Source organism: Bacillus cereus group sp. MS39 (assembly GCF_040448665.1).
GTDB lineage: Bacteria > Bacillota > Bacilli > Bacillales > Bacillaceae_G > Bacillus_A > Bacillus_A wiedmannii.
Genome location: NZ_CP123058.1, coordinates 240,621 through 265,896 on the forward strand (window position 1 = coordinate 240,621; position 25,276 = coordinate 265,896).

Consider the following 25,276-nt stretch of genomic DNA (forward strand, 5'->3'; position numbering starts at 1 on the left):
CGTGCATTAGAAATGTCATTTATATATGACATTTTATAATTGAATAAATGAAATGTCAAATATATGTGACAAAAATGATAATGGTGCAATTAGGAAAATGATTTTAATAATTTATCTTGGTAAGGAGTTTATTAATAAGGAATGGCTTTTCTTATATTAATATAACCTTTCCTTAAATCTATCTTAAAAGACAAGATGTCATATTTCTAATCATTGGAATTTTTGTTACAATATAAATGGATGTGTAAAACTTTGTAAAAAGAATGTAATAATATGTAATTTGTTTTCAGAAAGTTTTATACAATTTTTATATTAAACTATTAAGTTATAAAGGGAGAGAGAATATGGTACCAAATACGGTTCGTACTCCAAACAAGAAGAAGAAATGGATTATTATCGGGGTTATTGCACTAATTGTTATTGTAGCAGCAGTTAATATTTTTATTATGCAAGGCAAGAAGAAGGGGGCAACAACGGCTGATGCTGTGAGCTTTGAGAAGGTAACGGAGCGAAAGCTTAATAATACGAAGTTAATTTCTGGTCAGGTGAAGCCTGGGAATATTGAAAGTTTTTATGCAGATCCAACTAAAGGAAAAGTGAAAGATATTGAGGTAAAAGAAGGACAAGAAGTAGAAAAAGGTGCGAAGCTATTCTCTTATGATAATGAAGAGATTAATTTACAAATGAAGCAAGCTGAGCTTGATCAGAAGATGGCGGATATGCGTTATGATCAAGGAAAGAAGAAAATTGATTCGTTGAAGAAAGAAATTAAGAAGGCAAAGGATAGCGGAGCTGGGAAAGAAGTAACAGATCCGATGGACGAGCAAGTAAGTGAGTTAGAGATGGCGCAAAAGACAACTGATCTTGAGAAGGAAAAAGGGAAGTTGCAGAAAGAAGAGTTAAGTAAAAAGCAGAAAGAGCTTACGATTTATAGTAACTTTACTGGTGTCGTTCAAAAGTTAGATAAAGATGCGGCGCAAAGTTCATCTCAAGCGTTAGGTGGTCAAGGGAAAGCATTTTTACAAGTGGCGTCTAAAGAACCATTCCAAATTCAAGGGACGTTAACTGAGCTTCAAAAGTCACAAATTCAATCAGATCAAACATTTACTGTAACTGCGAAAGCAAATAATAAGAAGAAGTGGACAGGTAAAATTACAGAGGTAAGTGAATTCCCAACGAGTGCAGAGATGGCTCAAGCTGGTGGTATGGGTGAAGCGACTCAAAATATGTCCCAATATACATATAAAGCAAGTCTTGATAGTCAAGATGGTTTATCTCCAGGTTATCATGTTTCATTGCAAGTAAATTTAGAGAATAAGACGATGATTGCTGTTCCAACTAAGAGTATTGTAGAAAAAGCTGATGATGCATTTGTTTATATTGAAGAGAAAGGGAAGCTTCGTAAACAAAATGTGAAAAAAGGTTCTACTGATGGAGATTGGACAGAGATTGTTGAAGGCGCAAAAGTGGGGCAAAAGGTGGTTAAAAATCCTTCCGACGACGTGTATGACGGAATGGAAGTGAAAGAGAAATGATTACGTTAAATAATATTGCTAAAACGTATTATCAAGGAAAGTTGGCAGTGCCAATCTTACATGATATTAGTGTAACGATTCAAAGCGGTGAGTTCGTTTCGATTATGGGACCGTCTGGTTCTGGTAAATCAACGCTTATGAATATTATCGGTTGTTTAGATCGTCCAACAGAAGGCGAATATATGCTGAATGATGTGAATATCTTAACAGCAGACGAGTCAAAGCTTGCTTTAATTCGTAATGAATATATCGGTTTTGTGTTTCAGCACTTTAATTTGCTGCCGCGTCTTTCAGCAGTAGAAAATGTTGAACTTCCGCTCGTATATGGTGGGGTGAAGAAAGCAGAGCGTCGTCAAAGGGCTCTGGAAGCGCTTAGTAAAGTCGGTTTGTCAGATAGGGTTCACCATTTACCGAATGAGTTATCAGGTGGACAGAAGCAGCGTGTAGCGATTGCAAGGTCGATTGCGAATAATCCAACGTTCATTATGGCCGATGAGCCTACAGGCGCGCTTGATACGAAGTCTGGTGAGCAAGTTATGGATATTTTCACGAAGCTTAATGCAGAAGGTACAACAATTGTTATGGTTACGCATGAAGAGGAAGTAGCAGCGTATTCTTCCCGCCGCATTGTACTGCGAGACGGGAAAATTACAGAAGATAGAAGGTGTGCGGTATGAGTTTACTAGATAGTATAAAAATTGCCCTATCTTCTATTTTAGCTCATAAACTGCGTTCAGCTCTTACGATGCTCGGTATTATTATCGGCGTTGGTTCTATTATTACTGTCGTTGCGATTGGGCAAGGCGGGGAAGCGATGCTGAAGTCGAAATTCGCAGGTTCTGGTGGTAATAACCTTATGCCAATTCAATTTAAACCAGATATGAATGATGAGTTTGCTATAGGCGGATTTGAAATACCGAAGTTAACGGAAGAGGATATTTTAGAAGTAAAACAAGTGAAAGATGTTTCACATGTTATTACGACAAATTCGACGACAGAGATACTAGATGTAAATGATAAAAAAGCAAATCTGAATGTTATTGGTCTTGATAATGAATATTTTGCGGTTAATAAAGTAAAGGTCGTAAAGGGACGTACTTTAAATGAATCAGATATTTCTCATGCAAATAACGTTGTGATGATTAGTACAAAAACAGAAAAGACGTTATTTAAGGACGTAAACCCAGTTGGGCAAATTATTGAGATGAAAGGACAACCGATGCAGATTGTCGGTGTGTATACATCTGATAATGAGTTTATGGGATTTGAAATGGAAGAAGCGTTAATCCCCCTTACATTATGGCCTGTTTTATTCGGAACAGATGATATTCAAAATATCGCAATTCAAGCTAAAAATGTAGACGATTTAGAAGCAGCTGGGAAACAAGCTGTTGATGTATTAAATAGTCGTAAGCCAAGTGAAATTCCAGGTAAATATGAACTAGTGAATTTAAAAGAATTCCAAGAAAATGTTTCTAAAGTAACTGGTATTATGACGATGATTATCGGTGGTATTGCGGGTATTTCATTAGTCGTTGGTGGTATTGGTGTTATGAACATTATGCTCGTATCTGTAACGGAGCGTACGCGTGAAATTGGGATACGTAAAGCGCTTGGGGCAACACGTAGTAAAATTTTATTACAGTTTTTAATTGAAGCAGTTATGTTAACGCTTCTAGGTGGTTTGATCGGAATTGGTCTTGGATATGGCGGGGCATATATCGTTTCCACATTTGCGAAATGGCCACCGCTCGTTTCATGGGAAGTTGTCGTTGGTGGCGTATTATTCTCGATGACACTCGGTATTATTTTCGGATTAATTCCAGCAAATAAAGCTGCGAAATTAGATCCAATTGAAGCATTACGTTATGAATAAGTTAGTAGTGTAATAGAGAGGGAGCTCTCTACTACACATTACCGTTCTAGTGGGCGGTTCGTAGCCTCTATGTTGAGGAAGTGAACCGCCCGTTAGAACGGGTTATATAAATAGAAGGAGGCGTTATAATGGAAGCTAATGTGAATACGCAAAAAGCTGGTGGAGAGAAGCCATCATTGTTTGGAATGATTACTTCTCCTGGTTTACAGTTTGAGAGAATGAAGACGACTGAGAAAGTTTGGGGTATGTTCTTCATAGTGGCGCTATTACAAGGACTTGTGGGTGGTTTAAATTCGTATATTACGTATACATCACCTGAGATGATTGAAATGCAAAAGAAATTAGGTGGTGCACTTGCAGAGCAGGGCTCGCTTGTATCAAATGTAATTTCTAGTACGATATGGGGAATAGTAGGTGTTATGATTGCAACATTAGTTGTTGCAGCTATTTATAAAGTGTTTATGATGTTTTACGGGAATGATACTTCTTATAAAAAAATAGTAATGATTATTGTATACGCGGATATTATTGTTATTATTGGTGGACTCATTAATGGTATTATAGCTTTAATTTTAGGTGCTGCACCAACTGCGTATACAAGTTTAGGTCCGTTATTTGAGAAAGGCTCACTTGTATATGGCATCGCTAATTCAATTGAAGTGTTCTATTTATGGAATTTAGTTTTAATTTGGTTAGGATTACAAGTTACAGCAGGATTAAGTAAAGTGAAAGCAGCTATTCCAATTATCGTTTTATTCATTATTAAGGCGGTATTCTTAGCTGCGATTGTTGTATTGATGGCAAAGTTTTTACCTGGTTTGCCGGTATAATATGATTGGACTAAAAGGTGACTCTCCCAAGAGTCACCTTTTTTATTTTTACCCTTATTTCAAATAAGACCAGCAGAATTTCAAATTCTACTTCGTGTAATTTCAAATTTCGGTGGTAGTATTTGAAATTACTCACAGTGAAATCGCTTCTTTATTTTTATATTGTGAAGGTACCGGCGGAATAACAAAGAGGTATACCTTTTAGAAACAGGTACTGTGTGAAGCCAACGACTTTTACAGAGACAGTTGTTTTGTATGAAGGAATGATTGTAAATCAAATAAAGAAGTTAGGTATTTATCAAGATCATGAAGAGTATTATCAATGTGGTTTAATTGGTCTTTGGCATGCGTATGAAAGGTATGATGCGGAGAAGGGAAGTTTTCCTGCATATGCAGTTATAACTGTGCGTGGTTATATATTAGAAAGATTGAAGAAAGAATTTGCAGTGCAAGAAAAGTGTGTATGTGTAGGGGAATATGAGGATATCTTCCATGTTGAAGATATTGAAATGAGAGCAAAGGATTTTATGAGTGTATTAGATGAGAAGGAGAAGTATATTATTTTCGAACGTTTTTTTGTAGGGAAGACGATGGGAGAGATCGCTAGCGAGATGGAAATGACCTATTATCAAGTGAGGTGGGTGTATCGGCAAGCACTTGACAAAATGCGAAATAGTTTAAGAGAATAAATATGATTATAAGAATGGAAGGCAATGGATATTGCTTTCCATTCTACTTATTCTGTTAAGGTAGTAAATGTAATAAGAGGTTTTTAAATTGTAGTGAATCTTGCATGTTCATACGTGATAATACGTATCCAGCTTTTAATAATTGCTGTTTTAACTTATGGGGACTGATATGTATTGTTGTAGTAGTGCCATTTGAAAAATGAATGTTAGCTTTTTTACTCTTTTTGAAAAATTCTATGTCATGTATATGGTTATAAAATAACCATATACAGTTTGGAGAAGAAGGAGATTCTGTCGGAAAAGCACAAATATATTCTCGATGATTAATCGGAATTGGGACATTTTGTTTAAATTTAAAGTTTGTTTGGACTGCATTACGTCTACCTTGATAAGTAGAGTGAACATTGGTTAGACAAGATTGCTTGATGAGTTGGAGCGCAGTTTGACAGGAGTAAAGATGGTTCCCGCTACTGTCAATAATTTTGGTGCGATAATAAGGGTGCTTGTAAGGTTCCAGCATCATTGTAGAATTAGAAATAATAATATCATTTTCTTCATTCATAAATTTGATTCCTCCCTTATAAATGATAGTAATACCAAATATAATTATATACGAATTAAGTAAATTAATTGTTAATATTCCGTTTCATATTGTAAATTTTGGCTATTCGTTTACAATCAATAGATGTTAGTCTTTCTAATTTGCATCGCTTGTACATATATATGAAAATAGAAAAGAGTAGGCGGTGAGATAGTATGAAGAAAAAGTATATTATTATGGCTCTAGTTGTCGTGCTTCTAGTATATTTAGCAAATAGTAATCCGAGTAAAGGTGAATATACGGATTGGGCAGCGAAGCAGTTTATGAAACGTAATGATGTAAGTAAGAAGCTAGACGAAGTTCAAAAGGAGAATGAAGAGGGTCTCCTTGGCGATTTAGCATCGGCTGGTAAGAAGTTGGCGAAAAAATATGTTGAGCCACAAGTTGGATTATTAATCGAGAATTATACAAAGCGAAATGATTATATTTTCTTCTCAACATATACGACCGAGTTTGATATAGGCGGAGAACATTATAAATATGTATGCGTCGGTTTTTCAAAAATCTTTATTCCGATTGAAATGCCGAAGAAAAAAGACGAATCTGCAAAATGATGCAGATTCGTCTTTTTGTTTATAAGTTAATTGGAACTTCAGATACATTCTTTTCTACGAGACGGGCTCCTTTTTTTCTGGTATTTTCATTAATTGATGAAAATACAGATGAGGCAAGGATGGTATCCATTACTTGATTTACGACTTGTGCATCGACGGGTGTGATCGGTTTTTCGATAGAAAAAACAACTGTTTTTCCATCTTCTTTCGCGAAAATTAATTCTAGTACTTGCATACTTTATTTCCTCCTTTTTATTTATCCCGCTATATTGCGGGCAGGGTAATTGGTGTTGGTTCATACTTAGCGGGGGATGAACATCCCCCCACTGAGTAAAGTTTAACCTTATAGGGTAGAAAGATCTGATGTGCTAACAAGTTGTATAGCGTGAAGCGGTGATGCTTGTAAAGAAGCAAGAGCACGTGCTACGTTTTGTACTTGCTCTAAGTTTGCGTTTGTTTTAACACGCTTAAATTGTTTTTGCTTAAAAGCTGTTTTTCCGTTCTTATCTAATCCACTGTTTAAGACAAGACGTAAAGTTAAGTCCGTTACGATTGTTTCGACTGCCATGTTTATCACCCCCTTTCACTTTATAAATAGGGTGCAAATGTCATGTTTTGGCGTGAAATTTATTCTTTTTTTTGGTACGCTTAAAAGACTAAGAGAGGGGTTTCGGAAGAATGAATCGTAAATGGTTATTTTGGATTCCTGTTTTACTATGGATGGGGTTGATTTTCTATTCCTCGGCACAACCATATAAAAAGCAGGATATGCGTTCGGATATTGAACAATATGTAAATGTTGAGTTTGTGGAAGAGCACTTTTCGTGGGTATCTATCGATTATGGTGGTGGTACACCTGTTAGCATTGCAAATAAAGGTGTAGGCGGATTTATTGAGTTTTTCCTTCGTAAAGGTGCTCATTTTATGGTGTTCTTTATGCTCGGTGCATTGACGTATTACGCTTTTCATCGATTGGGTTATTCGAGAAAAAGGTGTTTTATATACGCTCTCCTTTTCGTTGCGGGATATGCAACATTTGATGAAATTCATCAATGGACTACGGGAGATCGTACACCGATGTGGCAAGATTCATTATTGGATACGTGCGGCGGATTAACAGGGATTATAATAAGTAATTGGTTTTGGAATAGAAGAAGGAGCTAATCTTTTGAGATTAGCTCCTTCTGTTTATACACCAAGTAATTCTTTTAGTTCATCTGTAGATAGTTCGGTCATCCAACTATCGGTTGTAATGACGGCATTGTTTAAGGATTGTTTTCTTTCTAACATTTCATCAATTTTCTCTTCGAGTGTCCCCGTTGTAATAAGTTTATGAACGTGAACGAAGCGTTTTTGACCAATACGATATGCGCGGTCTGTTGCTTGGTTTTCTACAGCTGGATTCCACCAACGGTCGTAGTGAATGACATGGTTGGCAGCGGTTAAGTTTAAGCCAGTTCCACCTGCTTTTAACGATAAGATGAAAATGTCATACGTTCCGTTTTGGAACTGCTCGATCATTTTGTCACGTTCCTTCTTCGGTACACTACCGTTTAAGAAGAGGACGCGCTGACCGAAATGTTCTTCTAACACATTTTTTAGCATGTTCCCCATACCGATGTATTGTGTGAAGATTAAACAACTTTCATTTTGATCTTTTATATTTTCAATTAGTTCCATTAGCGTGCTCGTTTTCATGGAACGTTCGATGATGTCTTTTGGTTCTGTTTCTTTTAAATAAAGAGCAGGATGGTTACAAATTTGTTTAAGTTTGTTCAGCATGAGTAATATAAATCCGCGTCTTTCAATCCCGCTTAATCCTTCTACATTTTGCAATGTATCTTGAACAAGTTGTTCATATAAGGAAGCTTGTTCACCAGTAAGTGGACAGTACGCTTTCTGTTCTTGTTTATCAGGCAAGTTTAATGCGACGGTTTGATCTTTCTTCGTACGACGCAGTAAAAACGGCGAGATAAAACGTTGAACTTGTTGGATTTTTCCTTCGTCACGGTCCTTTTCAATTGGTGAGACGAAGCGGCGCTGGAATTGTCCTAAGCTGCCGAGATATCCATGATTAATGAAGTCAAAAATAGACCAAAGCTCGGCAAGTCGGTTTTCCATCGGTGTACCGGTTAAAGCGATTTTGTGATTTGCTGGCAAGTTTCGTACTGCTTTCGACTGTTTCGTATGTGGGTTTTTAATATTTTGTGCTTCATCCAAAATAACAGCATCCCAGCATAACGTACTAAGTTCTTCTTCATCAAGCTGAGCTAATGCATAAGATGTTAATACAACATCTGCTGATTGAAGGAAGTCTTTAAATGATTCGCCCTTCGCTCGGTTACCTCCATAATGTAACTGAACACGTAAATTTGGTGCGAAACGCTCAAATTCTTTTTGCCAATTTCCAAGAACAGATGTCGGTGCCACGATTAAAGCAGGGCCTGTTTGGAGATTGTTCTCTTTTATATATAGTAAGTAAGTGATCGTTTGAATGCTTTTTCCAAGTCCCATGTCGTCAGCTAATAATGCTCCGAATCCAAGCGTTCTTAAATATAATAACCACTCAATGCCATGTTGTTGATACGGACGGAGTGTTGCGTTTAGTGCAGAAGGGACATCTACTTTTGGAATATCTCCAATGTGCAATAGTTTTTGGAATAGCTCTTCATAATATCCATCTAGCTCGATTTCAATATCGGTAAATGGACTATCTTCTTCTACAATTTCTGTTTCAGCAGTGTTTGATAAATGTTGCTGAAGGACATCTTTCATTTCTAGTCCATATTTATCGGCACGGTTCATAAGCTTTCGTACTTCTTCAATAAAGGCTGGATCCAGTCTCATCCATTGACCATTTATATTGAATAACCGTTTGTTTTGTTCAACGAGTTCGAAAAATTCGCTTTCGGATAAATCAATGCCGTTCGTTGAAATGCGCCAGTCAAAGTTAACGAGTGTATTCATGCCGAAGAAAGATTGCGTTTGCGTAGCATTTTGCTTCAGCTGCACACGTAATTTTGGTTTTGTCGCTTTTAAATTTTGCCACCAGGATGGCAGTAAAATCGTAATACCTGCAGCGAGTAATTCGTTACTTGCTTCTGTTAAGAAGTTCCACGCTTCTGTTTCAAAGAGCTCACTTCGGAATGTATCGCCTTCTTTTAACCACGGTACGAGCTTACTGAATCCTTCTTGTGTTTCAAGAATACGTTCTTCATAATCGTGCCATCGTTTTGGCAAAGAATCGATACTTTCATATACATATATGCGATGTGCCCCGCGCTTTGGTGTAACAATTGTCTCAAGCTTCCACATTTCAAATTCTTCTTGTGGCTCTTGTAGCCGTAGTCCGATTGTAAACGGAAGGTCATCTTCAATGTAACCAATTTTTCGAAGCCAATCTTCTTCATGTAGTGCTGCATCCAATTGTCTTTTCGTAAAGTCGTAATGTTCATAAAGTCTCTTGGCATCTTCCCATCCATCGTTTGAACGGTTATCTTGTAATATGCTTTCATTTACCGCGGCCGAGAAAAGAGATGCCAATGTGTCATCTTCGATTGGGGTATTTTGCACTTTCCAAGATGGTTGTTTGGGCCAACGCTCCATATCAGGTACGAAGCTACCGCTTGTGAAGGCATCCCATAATTCGTTCGCATCTTTCGTAAGTGCTGTAATAGGGCCATTCATTTGAATATGGGCAAAGGAGTTCATCGGTTTATTAGCGATGTATTCAAATGCTTGTGCGTTTGTTAGCATAACACCTTGTTTTCCTTCAAAGGTCGCTTCTTTTAGAAACGTGCCGTAGAAGGAAGTGGAATGCCACGTAAATGCATTTCGTTTCCAACTTGTTACGGATAATGGAGTACCGCTGTCATTTTCTCCCCAAAGGAACCAACCTTGACTAACGTGCTGGAGCCTAATTGTTACTTCAGTTTGATTGATCATCGATTAATTTTCCTTTCCGTAATTCCTCTTGTAGTGCACGCAGACGTGAATGTAAGTTTGCGATGTGGATAATGAAAGCATCCCATTCATCAGTGCGCTTTAATCGTTTATATAATGTACGTAATTTCTTTAAGTAACGAACTGCACGTCTATATGATTTGCGGTTTCGCTCTTCAATGGCCTCGGTAGCAGCAAGGTGATAAAGAGGAAGGGCTGCTTCTGGTGCTTCCTTTTCAATATCTTTCAGCGGCTCTTTCAAAAGTTCAATTGCTTCAAACCCATGTAAGAGCTGAAGTTCTGCCCATGTACGATATTGCTTTTTCGCGAGTACGTATTGCTCATAGTTTGCGAAACTATATGGTAGTAGCTCTTGCAAAATCATTTCGAGTCCGGCTTGTTCATTTGTATGGGTTGCATACGTTTCATACATGATGACAAATAAGCGAACGATATCTTTTATGAAAATCGTATTTTCGTGCTCATGTATCGTTTTCTTCACTTGTTTATACGTAAAGGAAAGCCAGTTTTTCGCACGATCCCACTGCATTGTATTTAATAGCTCTTCTAACCAATAGAAGTACAGACTTACAACAGAAGCAGGCTGTTTTTTTAGTAAGTCCATCGCTAATAGGTCTTCGTCATTTAAAAAGAGTAGGTGAGAAGATGCTAATGCTTTGGAAAGTGGATTGATTTTCGTATCGATTCGCTTTTCTTCTTCTTGCAGTTTCTCTTTATTGTGTAAGAGTTCACTCCATATGTGACGATAAATAAAAAATCTTTCTTGCGTATAGGCATCGGTGGAGAAGAATACTTCGTGAACGAGACGAGCTGTTTCTTGCAAAATTGCTTCAGACTCTGAAGGAATCGCTTCTGATTGTAAGTCCCGAACGATGGATTCCACTTTATCTACAAATAAGCGAACGACGTTAACAGGCTGGTGATAAGAATACGTTTTATTTGCTTCGAAGTCCTGAATTTCTTCTAATAATTTTTGAAAGCAATAAAGCGCTGCGTGTAGCCTGAACAACTCATGTATCGCAACGATACGCGGAGCTTTCCGCTCGAGTTTCGTATAGAAGTCTGTAAAAATACTCATAAGAAAATACATTTGTTTATAAGTAAGCCGAGCTTGTTCTTTTTTAAATGATTCATATTCGTTGTCAAAATACGATTGCCAACTTTTATAATCCGTTTCTTCAAACGCTGATGATTGCAATACTTGTCTTGCAGTTCGAATAGGAGGAAGGGAAGGTTTCGTATTATTTTTAAATAAAGTTAATACATCTCCTACTTGCCCGAAACTAGATGCTGCAGATAGTAAAACAGCGAGCATATGCTCACATTGCGTTGGTGCAAAGCAATCGCAATAGCTTTCAGCGACGTTACGAATCGGGATATGGACGCTATATACGCTGCCTGCAGCATCTACAGTTCCTGATAGCGTATAACCATCAAAGTCAACGTTGTAGACAACACCACTACGATATAGGTGCCGAGCTGTAGCGACATGTTCCTGATCAGCTGTTTGCTGTGGATCTAGTCCTTGAACGAACTCATTCGCAATCATCATAATTTCATCTTTCGTAATTGAGTGTTGCAGCATAATATTCCTCCGTACACATATTTCTTTCCTTTACCATTATAAACAAAAAATGCTCAAAACAGAAAAAATGAAATTTGGATTATCATATTGTAACTGTGAATGGAGGTGGAAAGGTGTTTTTCAATATTTTTGAACGGCATCTTTTTTGTAGTTTACTTCTCTTGTCAATCTTTGTCAGTAAATCGATATTTCGTGTCGAACCGTTAATATATTTTTCTCTACTCATGTTTACGAAGGGAAAATAAAAAGGATATCACTTAGCCGAAAAAATTCGACGAGGTGATATCCTTTTTTACAATTATGAGCGCGTTTCCTTTAATATCGCTTGCACATATGGATCATGTAATATTTGTTCTATAATTGGTAACATGTTTTGTTCGAATGGAATATCGATAGGAAATGGCTTTTGTGAGCCGGGTTTGATTCCATATTGGACAATTTTGTAATGTGTATTTTCTTCAAAGCTGAGCACAATTAATCTATATCGATTGTCATCGCCAGCGAGTGAAAAGTCAATGGAAGTAGCGTCGTATGTTACTTCATCTTTATATATATACGGTTTTGGTGTACCGATCCAGTCTACTTTTGCTTGTACATTCATGAACATAACCTCCTTATAGTTATTATAAAAAAATAAAAGCCAGCTCTCAACAAAGAGAACCGGCTTTAGCATTCATTGGTTATTTTAAAATTTTCACTTTAACAGTTTTGCGTCCCCATTTTTGAGCAGCGCTATCTGATCCAAGTAGAATGTCGATACGGTTACCTTTAATTGCACCGCCAGTATCTCCAGCGATAGCTTCTCCATAACCTTCAACCCATACTTTAGATCCTAATGGAATTACTTTCGGGTCAACAGCGATCATTTTCATGTTTGGGTTCGCTGTTAAGTCATGACCCATTGCAGTTAATACACGGCCACCGTATGTGCCACCGTTTTCGCTTGGGTGAGCTGTATATGCTGTAGCTACAACTGTTAACTCACGACCACCAGAAGGTGTGTTAGTTTCAGCAGCTTTCACAGCAGGCTTAGCAGCTGGTTTTGCTTGTGCTGCAGGTGCTTGCGCTTTAGCTGGTGCTACAGTTTTAGCAGGAGCAGGTTGTTCTTGTTTCTCTATAACAGGTGCTGTACCTGTTAAGAAAGGAACGTGAACATAAGCTGTTTTCCCGTTATATTCAAATTGTAACCACTCATTTTGTACTTGGTTCGTTGTTTCGATCATATCGTCTTTCTTCAACGTTCCAAGAATTTCTGAGTTTGTGTTCGTTTCAGCACGTACGTTTAATACGTTAGCTGTTACGTAGTAGATGCTTTTTGTAAACTCTGTACTTACGAATGCGTCTTTACCATCTAAAGTGATTTTTGACCATCCGTTCTCTGTATTTTGAACATCTATTTTATTCCCGTTTAGTAATTTACCGACAACTTTTGATTCCGTAGTAGGGTTTTCGCGTACATTTAGTACGTCTGTTGTTACAACAGTTTCTGCATTAGCAGATGATGTGAAAATCCCAAGACCAAAAACTGCTGCTGTTGCTATTCCAATTAATTTTTTCATGATAGCCTCCATTGCGTTTGTTTTCGTGTCCTCATTATAGCAACAGATTTTTTCGGATTTGAGGAAAACACACAATTACAAACCATTCGTAATCAGTCGTTAACATCCTGTAATATAGCAAAAAATATAAGAAAGCGTTTTTCATTCTATATGATTAGTAGGTTTCTACTTATATTCAAAATATTTAATACAACATATTGTTTTCGGCGTAAATAAAAATATTACAGGAGTATTACATAATGTTTACTAAACGGTTACATTCCTTGAGTATTTTACCGTTTTATGGGTAATATAGTTATATAAACATAAACATTTCGTTTGTGAAACTATAAACACGTGCTATATACTAGCAAAAAAACCGCATAATTGTTACAAACAGAAAGGGTTGCAAGGAAGAAAAATGCCCTTTTTTACATCTGTAACACATCCTTTTTTGGGAAAACACATTCCCCATCCGCATTTTTCTCGCACAATTTGACAGCAGTATTTCGATCTTATAGCTCTTGCAGAGTAAAAAGATTATACGGAAGGTAAGGCTGTCCATAAGAATTCTAGTTGGTGAAGGTGAAAGTAAGAAAATCACCGTAAAATTATAGTTTTCTATCCGATTTTACATATCGGAATTTATGTTATTTACAAAAGTGAAACCTACGAAGGGGGATTTGATGAGGAAACTGACAAAAACATTCATCGTTTCATTAACATTATGTATTGCATTTACAATTTGGGGGATTATTCCCGAATCTATTATGGGAAAAGGTAGCTTAGGAAATGTAACAACCGCAATTCAAACTGCACTAGTTAGTAAGTTTGGATGGTTCTATATTATTTCTGTTTCTATTATTTTAGGTGTGTCTATCTTTTTAATTGTTTCGAAATACGGTTCTATTCGTTTAGGTAAAGATGATGATGAACCTGATTATAGTTATATGACATGGTTTGCTATGCTATTTAGCGCTGGTATGGGTATCGGTTTAGTTTTCTGGGGCGTTGCTGAACCATTAAACCATTTGTACGCACCTCCGTTTGGAGAAGGTGCAACTGAGGAAAGTGCGCGTCTTGCATTACGTTTTTCATTTTTCCATTGGGGATTACATCCGTGGGGACTATATGCATTTGTAGCGCTGTGTATTGCTTACTTTACTTTTAGAAAAGGAAAAGCAAGTACAATTAGTGCGACAGTAGGTCCGTTATTCAAAGACGGGGAACATGGACGTATTGCTCATTCATTTGATGTGTTAGCTGTTTTTGCAACTGTGTTTGGTGTCGCAACATCATTAGGTCTTGGTGCGAAACAAATTGCTGGTGGTGTTAGTTATTTAACATCTATCCCGAATTCATTGCCGACACAGTTAGTTATTATTGCAATCGTAACCGTGTTATTTATGTTATCTGCGCAAACAGGTCTTGATAAAGGAATTAAATATTTAAGTAATGCGAATATTATTTTGGCGTTTGCACTTATGATTATTGTATTATTTGCAGGTCCAACAAACTTTATTATGAATTACTTCACTTCAACAATCGGTTCTTATATTCAGGAATTGCCAAGCATGAGCTTCCGCTTAAGTCCATTAGATGAAGGTGGAAACCAATGGATTCAGTCGTGGACTATCTTCTATTGGGCATGGTGGATTGCATGGTCACCATTTGTAGGTACGTTTATTGCCCGTGTTTCACGAGGACGTACGATTCGTGAGTTCGTTATCGGTGTGTTACTCGTACCGACTGTAATCGGTGCGCTTTGGTTCTCTGTTTTCGGCGGGACGGGTATTCATATGGAGCTGTTCGGCGATGCACATATCTTTGAAAAAATTAAAGAGATGGGGACTGAAGTAGGATTGTTCGCTATGTTTGATCAGATGGGAAGCTTTGGATCAGCTTTATCTGTGCTAGCAATTCTTCTGATTTCTACATTCTTTATTACATCTGCAGATTCTGCGACATTTGTTTTAGGGATGTTAACGACACATGGTAGTTTAAATCCGCCGAACCGCATTAAAATGGTTTGGGGTATCGTTTTAGCCGCACTAGCTTCTATCTTATTATATGTAGGTGGATTAGAAGCCTTACAAACGGCAGCTATCATAGCAGCATTCCCATTCGTCTTCGTTATTTTCTTTATGATGGCAGCATTATTTAAAGAGTTACAAAAAGAAGGACGTATGAAGCGTCATTAATAATAGAAGGAAAAGGAGCTGATTATGTATCAGCTCTTTTTTATATAGAAGGAATTTTAACTGCAAGTCAGGGAAATAAAATACTTTACTATGTAAGTAGTATGCCTTTTATACGAAGATAAATCGATACATTTCGACAATGTTCGATATCTTGCGGATTCTATTTGTATTTTTGACAAAAAATTGTCGGAAATGTGTTGTCACGTTTATTTATATGTGCTATATTATTTCCTGTAAGCGATTTCAAATAGTTTTAAAGCGCATTCAAGGGGGACATCTAGAATAATGAAACGTTACGAAAGAAAGTGGAAGCATATTTGTTTGAAACGTGTGGCACATCGTAGTGTCCAAGAAAGCACGGAACCTAAGACTGAAACGCGCAAAGAACAGCAAGAGAAGCAATTGGTTCTACAAAAATAGCAATCACTTTTTCGTATATAAATGAAGGTCAATCGTTCGTTGGGGGATGGACGTGAAATTACTTTCAGCTAAGGGGTATTGTCTGATATATATAATTTATACGGCAATAAATCAGCACAGAGCATACGGCGCTCTGTGCTGATTTTTATTTACAAAATAAAAATCAGTGGGAGAACTCCCACTGATTAAAGTTTTACTTTTCTTTTTTGAATCGAACTGTTTTATCCCAGCCAATGACTTGTTTCTTGCTCTTTGCACGTAAGTATAAAATTAAGCTGCGAATGAATAAGTACGTAAAGAGCTGTGCGTACGTAAAGTACATGATAACACTAATAAAAATATTAGTTGGTGTAAAGGTTCGTTCCACACTCTGGGCACTAAATAATTGAGAAACATATGTAATATATGCGACATACCACATAAATAGTAGCGGAATGCTATATTGAATTTGGAATATCCCGAGTAACCCAATTACAAACCAAACGTTCGAGATGATTAAGAATAGCCAAAATACAACATACACTAAAACTTGTTGTAAGGAATGGACGAGAAGTTTTCCTTTAAAGAAACTTAAGGAAGAAAACATTTTTTCTAAAATGTACAAGTTCCCTTGGAGCCAACGTGTACGCTGCTTAATAAGGATTTTTAAATGCTCAGGTTCTTGTTCCCATGTAATCGATTCTGGAACGATCGGTAAGAGATAGCCTTTTTGTGTAATTCGTAATGTTAATTCAGCGTCTTCTGCAATTGCATACGGGTCATAGCCGCCAAGTTCTTCTAATGCAGAGCGACGAAGAAGCATATTTGTTCCTGTTAGTGAACCTGTTTGGAATAGTAACCAGCGTCCTGATTGCATAAGGAGCTGGAAGATTTGAAATTCTAATGAAATCATTCGTGTTAGCCAGTTTCTGTTTTCATTTACAGTACGAACGTGACCAACAGCTCCAACAGCATCCTCGGTTGTTTCAGCGTGTTCTACAAGCATTCGCAGTGCATGTGGTTCAGGCTGGTTATCTGCATCATACACACAGAAGTATTCACCATCTGAAATACTAAGACCATAGTTTAATACACGCGATTTCCCTTTTGGTTCACCCGCCGGAACACGAATGTGACGAATATGAGCATAAGCTTTGTCAAAATCGTCACCAATTTCAGGTGTCTCATCTTGAGAGTTATCGTTTAATAAATAAACAGTTAGTTTACCTGGATATTCAATCTTTGCCATCGCCTCTAAAGTATCTTTAATAACGACCCCTTCATTGTGGGCTGGTATTAAAATGTCGACGCTTGGATAATGTTCTAGCGTACGATCTTTTCGTTTACTATTTCGGTGAACTAAACCTGCGAGTGTTAAGAAAGAATAGTAAACAAGTAAGGCAGAGAATAGAAAGGCTGTAAAGATAAGTATATACTTAATCGAAAATGTGATACTAATCCAAAAAACGAGTACGCAAAACAGAAGGAATAAAAGCAGTATAACGAGTGTCATCATAATAACGTCTTTCCTTTGTTCCCAATTTGCTCGCGTGAAATTTGTATATCTTGGATCGCTTCAGCAGCAAGCCATTGCTCCATTTTTGGCTTTAGACGGTTCATTACAATGTCAGCACCGGCTTCATTTGTGTTTTGTAATAAAATAACTAGCTTATTATTATCGTATTCAGCAGCAAGATCAAAGTCATCTCTTATCGTTTCAACTAATAATGAAGCTACACGGTTCATAACACTTTCCTTTGTATATTTACTAAAGGAATTGAAATCAAAGTAAATAATAACACCTGTTTCATTACGACGATTCATTGCAGTGATTAATAATGCTTGTCGTCTTTCGAATTCTTGTCTTGTTAATAATTTTGATTCTCCAATGTATTGTTCTAATATTCTCACACGTTCGGTTAATTCTTTATTTTCATGAATAACCTTCTTTAATAAATGAGTGGAGATATATACGATGAAGAAGTTTGCTGCCATTAGGAAGTGAGTAATAATGTATTCCCATTGTTCTGATGTACTCCATAAGTAAAGCCATGCTTGGTAGAACAGATAGAATACCGAAGTAATGGTTGCTAATATAAAAAGAACAAATGCGGTTTTATCAGTTAATAATAGAAATAGTACATTAACAATTACATATATAATTGTAAAAATGAGAGCATGCTCATATTGCGTTACATGTACAGTTGTAAAATAAAATAAAATTTGTAAAATCCACATAGAGAGGACTTTATAGAAGTTATTTTTCACAAAACTTTCCTCCTTAAAGGTAATTCAATTCATGCAAGGATACTTGTAGTATGCGCAATTATTAAGAAATAGACCGGATGACTAGGTTATTTTGGAGAGCAACAACAAGTAGTATCTCTCTTTTGCAAGAAAAAATAAACAGACTTACTAATTATTGTATCATAATGTTCTTATATTTAAGCATAAAGTATTTAATATATACCGAAAAAATATACAACATATAATAAAAAGCCCCCTCTTTAGAAAGAGGAGACTTTGCGTCATTTTATAGGAACATCATACCTGCAACTGCTGCATTTAAGAAGTTTGCTAATGTACCAGCGATAACTGCTTTAATCCCTAACTGTGCAATTTGTTTACGGCGAGTAGGAGCTAACGTTCCTGTTACACCTAATTGAATTGCGATAGAAGAGAAGTTTGCGAATCCACAGATTGCGAATGTTAAAATTAAATTTGTTTTTGCAGAGAACTCTGCCATGTGTGGTCCTAAGTTTGCGTATGCAACGAATTCGTTGATTGCAAGTTTTTGACCGATAAAGCTTGCTGCTTGTATAGCTTCACCAGGAGAAACACCGATTAAGATTGCAAATGGTGATAGTAAGTAGCCGAAGATTAAATCAAGGCTCAGTTTAATATCGAACCAAGAACCAACCCATCCTAATAAGCCATTTAATAAAGCGATTAATGCGATGAAAGCCATTAACATTGCTGCTACGTTAATAACAAGTTGCATACCTTCAGATGCACCACGTGCAGCTGCGTCAATAACGTTTGCATCTTCACGTTCTGTAGAAAGTTCAACGTTATTATCTACTTTTTCTGTTTCTGGCATAATTAGTTTCGCGATTAATAAACTTGATGGAGCTGCCATAATTGCTGCTGCTAATAAGTGTTCTAACGGAATACCCATTGCTGCATAGCCGACAAGAACTGATCCGGCAACAGCTGTCATACCGCTTACCATAATAGTGAAGAATTCACTATTTGTTAAACGTGCTAAGTAAGGTTTAATTAAGATTGGAGCTTCAGTTTGTCCTAAAAATACAGTTGTTACTGAGTTTAAACTTTCTGCTTTAGAAGTTCCAAGAAGTTTACTTAATGCGCCACCAACGACACTAACAAATCTCTGCATAATACCGAAATGATATAAGATTGCAACTAATGAACTAATAAATACGATTGGAAGTAGTGCTTGAATGAAGAAAACAAATCCCCAAGGGCCTTTTGCGTTGACTAAATCCCCAGCAACGAACTTAATTCCCTCGTAAGAAAAATTAATTAATCCTTGAACGCCATCTGCAGCGTATTTTAAACCTGCTTTTCCGGCATCCCATCGTAATACGATAAATGAAAATGACATTTGTAATGCTAGCGCGATTAAAATTGTGCGCCAATTAATAGCTTTGCGGTTGGAAGATAGTAAGAAAGCAATTGCTAATACTCCAATCACGCCGCCAATTCCCCATAAAAGATTCATGCAGTGTATGCTCCTTCCTCATAGTAAAAAAAGTGTATAAACCAGTTGTCTATACGTTTACGAATATAACATCTTAAGTAACTTATCATAATGGACATCGGAGGTCAAACGTCTAACGAAAAGTTTAAATAAAAAGAAAATTCTTTAAAAAAACACATATAAAATGATTAAACATGAAATAGGTTATGTTTTTTATGTAAAAATATACATTATGATAACGTTATGGAGTGTTTTTGTAGAATATAGTGTATGAAATAGGGAAATAGATACATTATTTTTTCGGGGATATAGGTGACATATATTAAAAAGAGCCTTCTAGTAATCTAGAAGGCTCTAAAAATATAACTTAAGGTGCTTTCGTGTATCCTAAGAAATGGCTCTTCCAATAAGAGTTACTTAATGAAGCGATTGCTACACCTTTATCTCCGGCTTGGATAAATGATCCGCCTCCAAGGTAAATACCCATATGAGAAGGACCTGCTTTATAAGTATCTTTGAAATAAATTAAGTCACCTGGTTGTGGACTTGAAGTTTGTGGTAGGCTACTCCAATATCCTGCAACACTTTGACGACTAATGTTATGACCAAATTTCTTAAATACGTGGTAGATGTAACCACTGCAGTCAACACCAGTAGCAGAAGTACCGCCCCAAACGTACGGTACGCCTTGCATTCCTTTTGCATATGCAAGTATGGAAGAACTGTCGCCGCTATTATTACCTGTATTGTTATTGTTATTATTGTTATTATTGTTATTTTGGTTGTTGTTAGGCTTATTATCTACTGCGCCACCAACTGGTGTTTTAGAAAGGTAACGTGTTCCGATGTAACCAGTTTGACCGTTGTAGTTAATTTTGCTCCATCCAGAGTTTTCAGAGATTACTTGAACCTTCTGTCCTTGTGGAAGTGCCCCTATGATTCTATAATTTGTACCTTCGCCGCTACGTACGTTTAAGGCAGAAGCATTAATGTAGTAGTTGCCAATTGCACCTTGATCAGGTTGTTTTGGCTGTTCAGGAGTAGCAGTGCCACCTTTAACGAATTTTACAAACTCGCTACTAACGAAACCTGTTTTTCCTTGATAGTTTACTTTAAACCAACCGTTTTCAGATCCAACTACGTTTAATGTAGTCCCATTTAACACGCCACCAATTACACTATGGTAAGCAGCAGGGCCTGTACGAACGCGTAGAGATGTTGCGTTAACAACGTAAGTACCACCAGTTTGAACGGTTACATTATTATTTTGTTCTTGTTTGTTACCTTGTGTAACGTTGTCGCTAGAACCGCCTTTTGTTACGTAGTCTTTGCTTACGTAAGCAGCTTGTCCAGCGTAATTGATTTTGAACCAATCTTGAACTTCGCCAACAACTTGTACGACTTGTCCTTTTGTAACAGACCCTACAGTTGTGTGAGAAGTGCTAGGACCTGTACGAACACGAAGGGAAGATACATTTACTGTATAGTTTCCGCTTGCTGGTTTTACAGATTCTTGGTTGTTATTATTCGTATTGTTGTTTGAAGAACCTGCATTAGAAGAAACACCAGATACGAATTCGCCACTTACATAGCCAACTTGTCCATTATGGTTGATTTTCACCCAACCATTTTCTTGACCAATTACGTTTAATGCTTGTCCTTCATATACACGTCCTGAAACAGAACTAGAAGTGTTAGGAGCGGTACGTACACGTAATACATCAGCAGTAACTTTATTGTTTCCACCTGTTGTACTTACATTGGAATTGCTTGCACCATTTTTTGATACAAATTCACCGCTAACAAAGCCTGTTTTTCCATTAATGTTAATTTTGAACCAACCATTTTCTTCGCCAATCACGTTTAGTGATTGACCGTTATAAACGCGAGAGATGATGTCGTGAGAAGTACTTGATCCTGCACGAACATGTAATACACTAGCGTTTACCGTATAAGATGAGCTGTTTGATGCAGAAGCTTGGACAGTTGTAGCAGCTTTTTGTGTATTTTGTTCAGGGGCAGCTTGAACACTATCAAGTGTAGGTGCTGCTCCTCCTGCTACAGACACTGCCGCAAGACCGGCAAGGTATTTTTTCATAATTTGTCGATTCCTTTCTGTCTGTAATGTAGTTAAGAAATATTTACCAACTGTTAAAAATTCTAAAGAGCATGTCGATTACTGTCAAGACTTATGCGGGAATCTGAATATGACAAAAAGATTACAAGAAAAAATCAAGGCATAAATTACACCTTGATTTCCATTTAAATACATATATTGAATGTAGAAAGGTTAGAAATTATTCGTGTTTAAGAAGATGACATATTGGATTGTAACAAGCTTTGAGAAAAGGATCTTTGCAACATTTTTGTGATAGGGCCAACTTGACCATCTTGGATGGCAGTTCCATCAAGGTGAGTCATCGGCAAAATTTCAATCGTCGTTCCTGTAAAGAAACATTCATCCGCTTGATAAACATCGCGAATGCTAAACAGTTCTTCTTTTACCGGAATGCGAAGGGTTTTCGCTAAAGAAAGGACATACTGACGAATGATGCCATTTAAAATAAGGTGATTGGCTGGATGTGTGTAGAGAGTTCCGTTTTTTATGAGAAAGAAATTAGAATAGCTTCCCTCAGTTACAGTACCATTTCGTACGAAAAGAGCCTCTTTACAACCTTTACGTTCAGCTTTCGTAGCGGCTAATACATTGGGTAATAAATTTAATGATTTGATATCACAGCGTAGCCAGCGCGTATCTGGTTCTGATATAGCACGTACACCATATTCAATCCATAACGCTGGTCTTTCTTTCTTCGTAATATAGGCATAGATTGTAGGAGGGACGTCATATGAGAATGTGTGGGTACGAGCTTGTACACCACGAGATACTTGTAAATAAATCGTTCCATCTTCGTAGAAATTATTATTTTCAATTAGTTTGTAAAGTAGGATAATAAGTTCTGCTTTTGAGAAAGGGAGTGATAATTCTATTTCTTCCATGGAGCGATATAATCTTGTGATATGCGGATCTAATAAGTGAAAGTTTCCTTTATATAGGCGAATAACTTCGTAGACACCATCTCCAAACTGCAAGCCTCTTTCTTCAAGTTCTATGTACGCGCGATGTTTTGTTGTATCAATAACTGCATCATTCCATAGTACAAATCTTTCATATGCCAATTTCCGTCCCATCCTTTCGTAAGTGCATAAGTAAAGTGAAGCTTTCATTCGGAATAAAAATCACTATAGTAATTTCTATGTGAGTACTTCTTTACATATGACGTATATGTATTTGTAAATGGTAGAGAAGTAGTAATGATTTACAGCATTTTGTATATACAAATTCGAAAATGAGAAATAAGAATCCTGCTTTTGAATAAAAAAAAGCAACATTCTGATGGAATGCTGCACAAGGAGGGTAGCTATCTTTCATAGGGACATCGTCTTATTGAATGTTTTGTGTATGGAAACAAAACATAGTGAAAGACAATTATAAGAAAGTAGAAATAAACGATTCATATATTTCTTTAAGGGATCTTATTACAGATGAGAGATAAGAAATATATAGAACCTTGCTTACATATTTTATTATAGAGATGTTTCATTAATTTTATGTGAATATTTGGTAAAGGTTATGTAATGTTAAAGTTAATGAATATAAGTGATTGTATGGAGAAATATAAAAAAAAGAGGCTGAGATTACTCAGCGCTCTTCTTTTCTTCTTTAATAGCTGTCTTTACTTCACCAGTTTTGGTCTTATTACTTTCAGAGAAGCGAAGTAAGTCACCTTCAATGATTTTGTCAGACATGTTCAATTCATTTTGGGCACGATCAATGAGTGGTTGAGATTCTTCTTTTGGTAATTGTACAACTTCGCTAGTAGTACGGTCGTAGAATGTACTGTTCGTGTACATGTACTTATCTGTAATGAAGCTACCGTCACGAAGAACAACGAATCCTTTATTATCAGGTGAGAATACATCATGACCAAATTGAACTTGATTCGTAGAATCTACACCAAGTAAGTTTAGAATTGTTGGTTTAATGTCAATTTCACCAGTTGGTTTTGAAATTGTTTTACCTTCTTTTTGACCTGGAACGTGAATAAACATCGGTGTTTTTTGTAAGTTCATATGGTCAAATGCAGTGATTTCTTCTTTTCCTAAGAACTGTGCCATTGCACGGTTATGGTTTTCAGAAATACCGTAGTGATCACCGTAGAATACGATAACTGAGTTGTCGTAAATACCTTCTGCTTTTAGACGTTCAATAAAGTGTTTCATTGCTTCGTCTAAATAGCGAGCAGTTACCATGTAACGGTCAAATACGCCATCACCAGAATTGTATTCATCGATTAATTTCGTGCTGTCATCATAAGTGAATGGGTAATGGTTTGTTAAAGTAAGGAAGCGAGTATAGAACGGTTGCTTCACTTCTTTTAACATATCGATAGATTGATCGAAGTATTCGATATCTTTTAATCCCCAATTCAATTTCGTTTCTGGCGTAATCTTGTAGTCAAGCTCGTTGTAGTAACGATCATAACCAAGTGCCGGATACATAATGTTACGGTTCCAGAATGTTGCGTTGTTCGCGTGGAATACTGATGTATGGTATCCTTGCTCACGTAAAATTTCTGGAGTTGCTGTATATTCGTTATTACCGTGTGTGAAGAATACAGCACCACGGTCTAGTGGATACATTGAAGTATCTACTAAGAATTCAGCATCAGATGTTTTTCCTTGCCCAGTTTGATGGAAGAAGTTATCAAAGTAATAACTTTCTTTCGTAAATTGGTTTAAGAATGGTGTAACTTCTTGTCCGTTAACTGTTGCACCAATTAAGAATGTTTGTAATGACTCAAGAGAGACAACAATTACGTTTTTCCCTTTTGCCGTACCAAACATATTTGGATCTGGTTTGCTTTGCGTTGTTTTTACGTAGTTCTCTGTTTCCTGTAATTTACTACCGTCAGCAAAAGCTTTTTGTGAACTTGATTTTGCTTGTAAGCCAAGATCATACACTTGGTGTACATATAAACCTAAGTTTTTAACAAGCATAACGCGGTCGAATGAACGTGTTAATAGTTCAGGACGCTCAGCTTCTGCAAGTCCTAAGTTTGCGAAGAAAATAGCAACTGTTGACACGAAGTATAGGGAACGCATTGGGCGTGCTACACGTTCTGTCGGTGCAAAATTCTTCATCTTCTTCAATAAAATGAAGAATACAATAATATCAGCAAATGCAAGGATAATTTTGTAGTTAAACAATTCTTTCACACTAGAACCTAAACTTCCAAAGTTAGATGTTTGTCCTAGTACTGGTAAAGTAACGAAGTCATTGTAGAATCCGTAGAACATTACGTTACCAACAAGAACGATTGTTAAAACAAAATTAATTCCAAGTGCTATATAGTTACGTTTTTTCCCTTTTGCAAATAATGCAAGACCAACAAGCAGTAATGATGCTGCTAATGGGCTAAGGAATAAAATGAATTCTTGCATGAAAGATTCAAGTTTTAAATCAAAGCTTGTGCGTGTAATAAGATACGTCTTCAGCCATAAAGCTAAAGCTACGAATACAGTGAAACGCACATTTTGAAATTGTGATTTCAAGGTTTCTTTCATTCATTTCCACCCTTTCTCTATCAGGCTTGGTCGATTTTGGAGCGAAAAATGCTAAAATAAAAAATACATAGTTTTCTTGGCCATAATTAGAGGTTCTATATTCACCCATATACGACTATAACTATGCATACCCTTTTGGTTTCTTGTGCTGCT

The 25,276-nt window shown here is 36.7% G+C and carries 21 protein-coding genes; 8 read left to right on the plus strand and 13 right to left on the minus strand.

The features are described 5' to 3' along the window. Positions 1-344 precede the first annotated feature (344 nt). The 5 genes from QEP67_RS01155 to QEP67_RS01175 all read left to right on the plus strand — a co-directional run bounded on the left by QEP67_RS01155 (position 345) and on the right by QEP67_RS01175 (position 4,930). Positions 345-1,535: a biotin/lipoyl-binding protein gene (locus QEP67_RS01155; protein ID WP_064057297.1), complete on the plus strand. Its 1,191-nt coding sequence runs from the start codon at positions 345-347 to the stop codon at positions 1,533-1,535. Further along, a complete protein-coding gene (locus QEP67_RS01160) occupies positions 1,532-2,212 on the plus strand; it encodes an ABC transporter ATP-binding protein (RefSeq protein WP_048566688.1) in 681 nt (226 codons plus the stop codon). Before QEP67_RS01155 ends, QEP67_RS01160 begins: the two co-directional genes overlap by 4 nt. Next, the gene (locus QEP67_RS01165; RefSeq protein WP_000054368.1) at positions 2,209-3,411 is read left to right on the plus strand and encodes an ABC transporter permease; all 1,203 of its coding nucleotides are present in this window, start codon (positions 2,209-2,211) and stop codon (positions 3,409-3,411) included. Before QEP67_RS01160 ends, QEP67_RS01165 begins: the two co-directional genes overlap by 4 nt. A gap of 128 nt (positions 3,412-3,539) precedes the next feature. Then, the gene (locus QEP67_RS01170) at positions 3,540-4,241 is read left to right on the plus strand and encodes a Yip1 family protein (RefSeq protein WP_353706500.1); all 702 of its coding nucleotides are present in this window, start codon (positions 3,540-3,542) and stop codon (positions 4,239-4,241) included. Between the two features lie 218 nt (positions 4,242-4,459). After that, positions 4,460-4,930 carry a sigma-70 family RNA polymerase sigma factor gene (locus tag QEP67_RS01175; protein WP_048566686.1) on the plus strand — a complete coding sequence of 157 codons (471 nt, stop codon included), beginning with the start codon at positions 4,460-4,462 and terminating at the stop codon, positions 4,928-4,930. Positions 4,931-4,985: 55 nt separating this feature from the next. Here the strand turns inward: QEP67_RS01175 and QEP67_RS01180 are convergent, their stop codons facing one another. Continuing rightward, complete coding sequence (locus QEP67_RS01180; RefSeq protein WP_048566685.1) at positions 4,986-5,492, minus strand: competence protein ComK; 507 nt, start codon at positions 5,490-5,492, stop codon at positions 4,986-4,988. Positions 5,493-5,686: 194 nt separating this feature from the next. Between QEP67_RS01180 and QEP67_RS01185 the strand changes: the two genes are divergently transcribed. Continuing rightward, positions 5,687-6,085 carry a DUF4359 domain-containing protein gene (locus QEP67_RS01185; RefSeq protein ID WP_000731403.1) on the plus strand — a complete coding sequence of 133 codons (399 nt, stop codon included), beginning with the start codon at positions 5,687-5,689 and terminating at the stop codon, positions 6,083-6,085. 19 nt (positions 6,086-6,104) lie between these two features. Here QEP67_RS01185 and QEP67_RS01190 read toward each other — a convergent pair whose 3' ends face one another. Beyond that, entirely contained in the window at positions 6,105-6,320 is a 216-nt protein-coding gene (locus QEP67_RS01190; protein ID WP_001197599.1) for a DUF2922 domain-containing protein, read from the minus strand. A 108-nt stretch (positions 6,321-6,428) separates the two neighbouring features. Beyond that, positions 6,429-6,653, minus strand: a complete 225-nt coding sequence (locus tag QEP67_RS01195) for a DUF1659 domain-containing protein (RefSeq protein ID WP_000257711.1) — start codon at positions 6,651-6,653, stop codon at positions 6,429-6,431. Between the two features lie 110 nt (positions 6,654-6,763). Between QEP67_RS01195 and QEP67_RS01200 the strand changes: the two genes are divergently transcribed. Continuing rightward, positions 6,764-7,249 (plus strand): VanZ family protein, encoded by a 486-nt coding sequence (locus tag QEP67_RS01200; protein ID WP_048566684.1) that lies wholly within the window; start codon positions 6,764-6,766, stop codon positions 7,247-7,249. Between the two features lie 24 nt (positions 7,250-7,273). On the opposite strand, the gene QEP67_RS01205 is transcribed toward QEP67_RS01200, so the two are convergent. The 4 genes from QEP67_RS01205 to QEP67_RS01220 all read right to left on the minus strand — a co-directional run bounded on the left by QEP67_RS01205 (position 7,274) and on the right by QEP67_RS01220 (position 13,192). Beyond that, entirely contained in the window at positions 7,274-10,030 is a 2,757-nt protein-coding gene (locus QEP67_RS01205; RefSeq protein WP_353706501.1) for a DEAD/DEAH box helicase, read from the minus strand. Continuing rightward, complete coding sequence (locus QEP67_RS01210) at positions 10,014-11,633, minus strand: hypothetical protein (protein ID WP_000939124.1); 1,620 nt, start codon at positions 11,631-11,633, stop codon at positions 10,014-10,016. Before QEP67_RS01210 ends, QEP67_RS01205 begins: the two co-directional genes overlap by 17 nt. Before the next feature lie 298 nt (positions 11,634-11,931). Next, positions 11,932-12,234: a DUF3910 family protein gene (locus QEP67_RS01215; protein ID WP_001102531.1), complete on the minus strand. Its 303-nt coding sequence runs from the start codon at positions 12,232-12,234 to the stop codon at positions 11,932-11,934. 79 nt (positions 12,235-12,313) lie between these two features. After that, complete coding sequence (locus QEP67_RS01220; protein ID WP_048566682.1) at positions 12,314-13,192, minus strand: cell wall-binding protein EntA; 879 nt, start codon at positions 13,190-13,192, stop codon at positions 12,314-12,316. 665 nt (positions 13,193-13,857) lie between these two features. Between QEP67_RS01220 and opuD the strand changes: the two genes are divergently transcribed. Continuing rightward, positions 13,858-15,372 (plus strand): glycine betaine transporter OpuD, encoded by a 1,515-nt coding sequence (gene opuD, locus QEP67_RS01225; protein ID WP_048566681.1) that lies wholly within the window; start codon positions 13,858-13,860, stop codon positions 15,370-15,372. Between the two features lie 613 nt (positions 15,373-15,985). Here the strand turns inward: opuD and QEP67_RS01230 are convergent. The 6 genes from QEP67_RS01230 to QEP67_RS01255 all read right to left on the minus strand — a co-directional run bounded on the left by QEP67_RS01230 (position 15,986) and on the right by QEP67_RS01255 (position 25,123). Then, positions 15,986-17,287 (minus strand): glycosyltransferase, encoded by a 1,302-nt coding sequence (locus tag QEP67_RS01230; protein WP_000988744.1) that lies wholly within the window; start codon positions 17,285-17,287, stop codon positions 15,986-15,988. After that, positions 17,284-18,039, minus strand: a complete 756-nt coding sequence (locus QEP67_RS01235; protein ID WP_048566680.1) for a diguanylate cyclase — start codon at positions 18,037-18,039, stop codon at positions 17,284-17,286. Before QEP67_RS01235 ends, QEP67_RS01230 begins: the two co-directional genes overlap by 4 nt. Positions 18,040-18,304: 265 nt before the next feature. Next, complete coding sequence (locus QEP67_RS01240; protein ID WP_001051033.1) at positions 18,305-19,516, minus strand: NupC/NupG family nucleoside CNT transporter; 1,212 nt, start codon at positions 19,514-19,516, stop codon at positions 18,305-18,307. Between the two features lie 346 nt (positions 19,517-19,862). Next, the gene (locus QEP67_RS01245; RefSeq protein WP_000760298.1) at positions 19,863-21,593 is read right to left on the minus strand and encodes an SH3 domain-containing protein; all 1,731 of its coding nucleotides are present in this window, start codon (positions 21,591-21,593) and stop codon (positions 19,863-19,865) included. A 209-nt stretch (positions 21,594-21,802) separates the two neighbouring features. After that, positions 21,803-22,687, minus strand: a complete 885-nt coding sequence (locus QEP67_RS01250) for a D-amino-acid transaminase (protein ID WP_061673549.1) — start codon at positions 22,685-22,687, stop codon at positions 21,803-21,805. 507 nt (positions 22,688-23,194) lie between these two features. Continuing rightward, a complete protein-coding gene (locus QEP67_RS01255; RefSeq protein WP_000665354.1) occupies positions 23,195-25,123 on the minus strand; it encodes an LTA synthase family protein in 1,929 nt (642 codons plus the stop codon). Between the last annotated feature and the right edge of the window lie 153 nt (positions 25,124-25,276).